Annotated in this window: 6 protein-coding genes; all 6 read left to right on the forward strand. The window is 65.9% G+C overall.

Going from position 1 to position 6,197, the window contains the following annotated elements:
• Positions 1-14 precede the first annotated feature (14 nt).
• On the forward strand, positions 15-464 hold the full coding sequence (locus tag ACFWP3_RS30050) for a hypothetical protein (RefSeq protein ID WP_384227209.1): 450 nt from the start codon (positions 15-17) through the stop codon (positions 462-464).
• Positions 465-550: 86 nt separating this feature from the next.
• A complete protein-coding gene (locus ACFWP3_RS30055) occupies positions 551-895 on the forward strand; it encodes a hypothetical protein (protein ID WP_384227211.1) in 345 nt (114 codons plus the stop codon).
• A 95-nt stretch (positions 896-990) separates the two neighbouring features.
• A complete protein-coding gene (locus tag ACFWP3_RS30060) occupies positions 991-1,359 on the forward strand; it encodes a hypothetical protein (RefSeq protein WP_384227213.1) in 369 nt (122 codons plus the stop codon).
• Positions 1,360-1,823: 464 nt separating this feature from the next.
• The gene (locus tag ACFWP3_RS30065; RefSeq protein ID WP_384227216.1) at positions 1,824-2,318 is read left to right on the forward strand and encodes a single-stranded DNA-binding protein; all 495 of its coding nucleotides are present in this window, start codon (positions 1,824-1,826) and stop codon (positions 2,316-2,318) included.
• Between the two features lie 1,097 nt (positions 2,319-3,415).
• On the forward strand, positions 3,416-3,718 hold the full coding sequence (locus ACFWP3_RS30070; protein ID WP_384227218.1) for a hypothetical protein: 303 nt from the start codon (positions 3,416-3,418) through the stop codon (positions 3,716-3,718).
• A 979-nt stretch (positions 3,719-4,697) separates the two neighbouring features.
• Positions 4,698-5,948 carry an MFS transporter gene (locus tag ACFWP3_RS30075; RefSeq protein ID WP_384227219.1) on the forward strand — a complete coding sequence of 417 codons (1,251 nt, stop codon included), beginning with the start codon at positions 4,698-4,700 and terminating at the stop codon, positions 5,946-5,948.
• The last annotated feature ends 249 nt before the right edge of the window (positions 5,949-6,197 follow it).

The raw sequence follows: 6,197 nt of genomic DNA on the forward strand, positions 1-6,197 counted from the left end.
TCCAGGGACCAGCCGTGACCGCGAACCGCCACCAGCCTGGCGCCCCGCCTTACCGCTCGTTCCCACGGAACATGCGAAAGCGGAGGCATCAGCTGATCGCGCCCGTCGGCGTCCACAATCCACGTCACGAGAAGAGCGAGACCACCATGACTGAGTCCACGACCACCGTGAAGTACGACGTCACCGTCGATTTCGGCTGCATCGAGCTGACGGGAGCGCTCGTGCACGACAACGAGACCCGTGTGCTGGAACTCAAAAACGCCGAGGGCCCCGCCGAGCCCATCTCGATCAGCCTGCAGGGCTACGGTCTCATGCCCGAGCCCGGGAACGTCTTCATCAAGGACTGGTCCGAGCACTCTGGCCTGACGGCTCGCCTGGCGCGAGTAGGTCTGGTGACGCCCCTGCACGCGCTCACCGTTGGGCCCTACCGCTCGACGGCCTACGAAGTGCAGGTGACGCTGTAAGGACTCCCACCCGTGATTTTCTCGCAGGGGCTCTCATGACCGTCCGGCGTCCTGGCCGGGCTGGACGACCACCGAAGGAGCGCACTGTGGCCCGCTACCGTAACAGGCCGAACGTGATGCTCGCCGCGCCGATCGTCACCCTACCTACCGCGATCGCCCGTTATCTGTGCGCTGACCTCCTTGCCCGGCCGGATCCGGCCTGGCACCCGCTGGCCCACCTCGTCACCGCCCAGCTCTTCCCCGGCAGCCTGCGCCACACCCTGACCCTGCCTCCGAGCGAGCTCAATGAGCTGCTGGGCGTCCTGTTGGAGATCTCCATCGATTTCTCCAGCGGGACGCTCTCGGCCGAGATGTGCGGCTTCACCCACGCCGACCTCCACGAAGCCATCGACGTTCATCAGCACCACTACGGCCCGATCTGGGACTACTGACCGCCTGCGGCCCATCGACTGCTCCCTGTACGGGATTGCCGCGCCCGACCTCATGCCGTCGGGACACAACCGGCACCGCAACCGGAGGATTCTGCATGGACCTGTGTCAGCTTGGCGCGCCGGCCGATCCGGGCTTCCGGCTCGATCTCGAGGGCCGGGCTCGTTTCCTGCACGAGGGCTTCACCGTCGACGTCCAGGTCCGCCGCGCCGCGCCCGAGGACGTCCAGGACTACTACGAGCACGAGTACGACCCCGACGAGGTCGTGATGGAAGGCACCGTGACGCTTTGCGGCGTCGACGTGTCCAGGGTCGGCGCCCTCGCGAACGAGCGTGACGCCGACAGTATGAGGGAGGCCCTGGCCAGGATCCTTGCCGAGGTCGTCGACGACGTCCGTCACATCGTCACCCGCCTGAGCGTCCGCGTGCAGGAGGCCAACCGCAAGCACCGTGCCAAGCAGATGTAACCCCTCACGGCCGGGGAGGACTCGGCCGTTCCGCCACAGCTTCCCGTGTCTTTCGCCCTGATCCGCCGGCCTGGGGTCGTGCCGTCCGTCACTCCTCGTCTTCGCAACGGCCCTGGTGTTCTGGTTCATCACCGCAACGCTTCGCCGGGTCAAGATCGCAGATCTCGGACAGGTACAAGGCTTGCTGCAGTTGCAAGAGGGGCGACAACGCTAAGCAGACCAAGTGAAGTTCAAGCGGCGGGACAGCACGCCGGGGGTCTGGTCGGGAGCGGCCAGTACGTCAGCGAAGAACGCGAGTCTGATCGGCGAAGCCGATTCGGGACTCGGAATGACAAAGCATTCGATCAGCGAAGCTGATCCGGATGGTGGCATGACAGAGAACGGAACATCTCAACAACCCACCCAACTGCGCCCGGATGACAACGTCAATCCGGGCGCTGCGCTGTATTCAAGGAGAACCCACCATGTCGAACCCGAACAGCACCGCATCCGTCATCGGCCGCCTGGCGAACGACCCGAAGGTCTTCGAGAACAAGGACGGCTCCAAGAAGGTCATGCTCACCGCCTTCGTCGACCGCGGCTACACCGACCGTCAGGGCAACCGAATCTCGGACGCGCTGCCCTTCGAGGCCTTCGTCCGTGTCGAGACGCAGGGCGCCGGGCCGTTCGCCCACGTGCACAAGGGTGACCTGGTGGGTCTCAGCTACGAGCCCCGCCTGAACCGCTACACCAAGAACGGTGCCGAGGTCTTCGAGGTCAAGCTCGAGATCCAGAACATCTCCTTCCTGGAGTCCCGCGCCACCACCCAGGCCCGCCTGGCAGAGCGCGTCACCAAGGCCGAGGGGCAGAACCAGAACCTGCGGGCCCAGGCTCCCGCCCCGGTCTCCGCTGCAGCGCCCGTCGCGGTCGCGTACGCCAGCGCCGTGCAGGACGAGCAGCTGCCCTTCCCGACCGCTTGATGCTCTGTAGAGCCTTCACCCTCCCGGCGAGCCTGGTCGAGCTCACAGAACGGACCCCAGAACCTTCACCACACGAAGGAGTAGCACATGCCCAAATCTTGAGTCCGTATCTGTCGGTGACGGGTGAAAAGTGGGCCGTTGGCGAACCCAAGCGACCAGGACGGGTCACGATTCAAGCGCCGCCGACACGTATCAACCTCATCGGCAAGACCGACGAGACCAAGCCGCAGTCCCGCGTCCGGATCAACCTCACTGGCAAGCGAGACAAGTAGCCCACCCCGTGGGACTGGCCGATGCCGACAACGGCCCAGCCTCTCGCTCCAAGATCTCGATCGGTCCCCCCGGCCTGCCTCCTCAGCGCCGATGCTGTTGGCTAGTTCGGGGGCCTGCGTGGCGTCAACCTTCAAGACCACCTGGTTGTGGTCTTGAAGGTTAACGTGTCGGACGCGAGACCCACGAACAGGAGCACTCACCGTGATCCCACCCGACGACCCACACGTTCCCCGTCCCCACGTCCGGCGCCGAGCCAGGCTTATACATGGGCAGGGCCGGCACCTGCTGAACGCCGGCTACCTCAGCTCCATCGTCTTCGGCATAGCCGCCCTGACGCTTACGGAATGGGCGCGCAGCGCCGACAAGTGGATCTGGCTGCCCGCGGCCGTGTCCGTGAGCTTCGTAATCACCGGAGCAGCAGTCCGGAGCCGAGGCGAAGAGGCTGACTGACAGCCTGGCAGAGGGTATGGGCCGTCAGCACCTGTTTCGCGGGCCGCCTGCACCACCACTCCAGCCCGCTGCCTACGACGCCTCCGAAGCAGGCGAGATAACCTCCGGCACGGACCGCGACCACTCAGTAGAGGTCGGCGACCGCGTCCGCAATACGGACGCCGTTCCTTGCACCTACACGGTGCAGGTCAACGGCGCTGCCTGTCACGGCATCGAGGCCGAGACCGCTTGATCCCCGGCTCCGAATTCCGAGGGACCGCCGCCATCGTCATCGCCCTAAGGACTGTTCCATCACCTGGGACCTCGCCGGGGACTGCCGCAGGTCCGCCGGCCCCTGGCACCACCCACCCAACTCGCCTGGATAGGACAACGCGTTGAGCATCTCCACCCCGACAGTTTCCGCCCGCCGCCCCCACCAGCGGCACGTAGACACCGAGATCGCTACCCTGGAGCTGGGCAGCGTCGGAGGCGTCCGCGAGGCCATCAATCTCTTTGCCCGCAGGATGCTGTCGGCTGCCGCGATTGGGCACGACCGCGACCAGCGCACCCACGCCGCGACCGTCCAGGCCCTCAACGCGCTGCTGCTGGACATGCTCAACACCTACTGTTCCGTCTGCCGGGGCAACGGAACGCTCGACCACGCCGCGTGCCCGAACACCGCCGCCCACCGCTCGTAAACCCACCCCCTTCGGGGGATACCCGCTGGCGCGGCCTGTGCTTCGACGCCCTCAACCGGATCTGACCGCACTGGCGGCCAGACCTCGAATGTTCCTGAGCCATCAGCACAGCTGATCCGGACGGTCGACAACAGATCCGCCACAGACTTCTGCACGGAGCGGTTCGAATCCGCAGCGCGCCGACTGATCCTCAGCGTGCACCAGTGGGCACACCGTGCAGACCGACCGCGGAACAGGTTCGATTCCTGAGCGCTGCAGATGATCCCTGCCGCGCGTCCCTGGCGATCTCCGCGGATCCGGCTTCCCCAGCACCCCGGTGCGCCCTCTGCCTTCGAGCAGCAGCGGCGCCGGGGTGCTGTTTTTTCTTCTGCATGGCTTGCCTCGCTAGCCCAGTGAAGGCAGTGAGCACATGGGATCAGCGGAGCTGATCCGGATCTGGCGTTGAAGAACATCCTCGTCGCGTCAGGAGCCGAGCCATGAACTGCCCGAACTGCGCCATCGACATGGAATCGAACGCCCCCGGCGTCCGTGCCAGCAAGAAGGCCAGGAAGGTCACGCACACGTGCTCCGAGTGCGGCTACAGCGAGACACGCTGAGCGGCTCCTCCTTCCCTCCGGCTGAGCTCTTCGCTGAGACGACCAAGGGCGCATCCCCCGGAAACTACCCATGTCCTCTGCCGCGCCACTGGACGCCACCTGCTGTTCGGCAGCAAGGGCGTGCGCCCGGGCCTCGTCGGCGACCGGGGCGCCGTGCGTGACCCGCATGCCGATCGCACCGAGCAGATCACCCCTTTCTTGGCTGGCGTCGTCGTCGACTCACCCATCGTCCAGTGCTTGCTGCGGTACCCGACAAGCCCGGTGCTGCGACAGCCGCCGGCACCGTCGCCGTGGTCGCGAACTCCATCCGCCTTCCGCAGACCTGATCTCGGCCTTGGCGCGACCAGAACCCCAGAGGGAACCTGACCACAGATGGAGCACTCGTGCCTTCTACCGTTGCTACGCCGCAGACCGCCCCCGACCCCGATGCCAAGGCTCGACGCTGGCCGCCCATTATCTGGGCGGCATTCATTGGCACCTTCACCATCCGCGCCTTCGGCTTCGCCTACCCATTCCTCCCCTACCACGCCAATAGTCTCGGCTTCTCCGCCCATATGACCGGCTGGATTGTGGCCAGCTTCGGTGCCGGCTGGCTCGTAGGACAGGTCGGGTGTGGATGGCTGTCAGACCGATTCGGCCCACGCGCGACGCTCGGCTACGCCATGGGAGCAGCTACCGTGACACTGCCGGTGCTTGCTGAAGTGCAGTCTCCAGTGGCACTCCTCGTATCGGCATTCCTCACCGGAGTGGTGTATGACGCAGCACGGCCGGTGATCACGGCACTCATCGACGACACTCTTCCCACCAAAGCGCAGCAGGTACTCGTGAGCGGGTGGCGTCACTTCTGCGTCAACATCGGTGCCGCGCTCACTGGATCACTCGGTGGGTATCTAGCTGCCACAGCGGGACTACCGACGCTGTTCTGGATCAACGCCTGCGCCTTCGCATTGTTCGGGATTGCCGCGGTGCTTCTGCTCCCGCCCCCACCCCGAAGCAGAAGAGCCGGCTCGGACCTGGACTGCAGCCGTCCGAGCTACTCCGACGCCCTGCGTGACAGCCGCCTGTGGTTGCTCTCCCTGGCCAGCCTCTGCGCTCTCACCTGCGCCGGCAGTGTCTTCACGGCACTGCCGATGCTCATGAGCTCGCACGGCCTCGACGCGACCGCGTATGGGTGGACACAGGTGGCAAACGCAGCCGGCGTACTCCTTCTCTCGCCCTTCTTGACCCCTTGGCTCAGCAGACGCGCTGCACAAGGCGGCCCCATGACCGGCTTGCTCGCCGCCAGCTCCCTCCTTCTCGGCATCGGCATGGGACTCGCCGGCTTGGCCGACTCCACGAGCGGCTACTGCCTTGCCGCTGCCGCTGCTGTACCCGGGGAGATCATCCTCTTCATCGCAGCAGGGGATCTTGTCAGCCGTCTTGCCCCGCCTGGAGCACACGGACGGTACGCCGGCCTGTGGGGCAGCAACCTCGCGCTGGCCGTCGTCACCGCGCCTCTCCTAGCCGCGTGGTCGCTTAGCCACGGCGGGGGTGTCACCGCGACTTGGGCTATCTGCGGTGCCGGAGCGCTCGGGGCTGTCCTGTGCTGGCCCTTGCACTCCAGCATCCGCACGCCAGACGCATCTTCTCCGTAACGACCGGGTCGGGCTGGCAGCACAGCCCAGCAAAGAACAGGGCTTACTCGCCAGGGCAAAGCAGTCGGCCAAGCTGCCTTCCTCCACTGTCAACGGCCATTCAGTTCTCCCCGGAGGCGGCCAGTAATTCCCCCCACTGGCGGCCAGTGAATCTGGCTCTGATCCACTTCTTGTGGTCCGATCGCGGAGCGTCACGGTGCTCAGTCCGCGAGGAGGATCTGTCGGCGGAGCAGGTTGAATCCCGCCCGG

It is taken from the genome of Streptomyces sp. NPDC058525 (assembly GCF_042719495.1).
GTDB lineage: Bacteria > Actinomycetota > Actinomycetes > Streptomycetales > Streptomycetaceae > Streptomyces.

Coding starts and splice junctions, on each gene's coding strand:
- ACFWP3_RS30060 (WP_384227213.1), top strand. CDS start 991: ATGGACCTGTGTCAGCTTGGCGCGCCGGCCGATCCGGGCTTCCGGCTC.
- ACFWP3_RS30065 (WP_384227216.1), top strand. CDS start 1,824: ATGTCGAACCCGAACAGCACCGCATCCGTCATCGGCCGCCTGGCGAAC.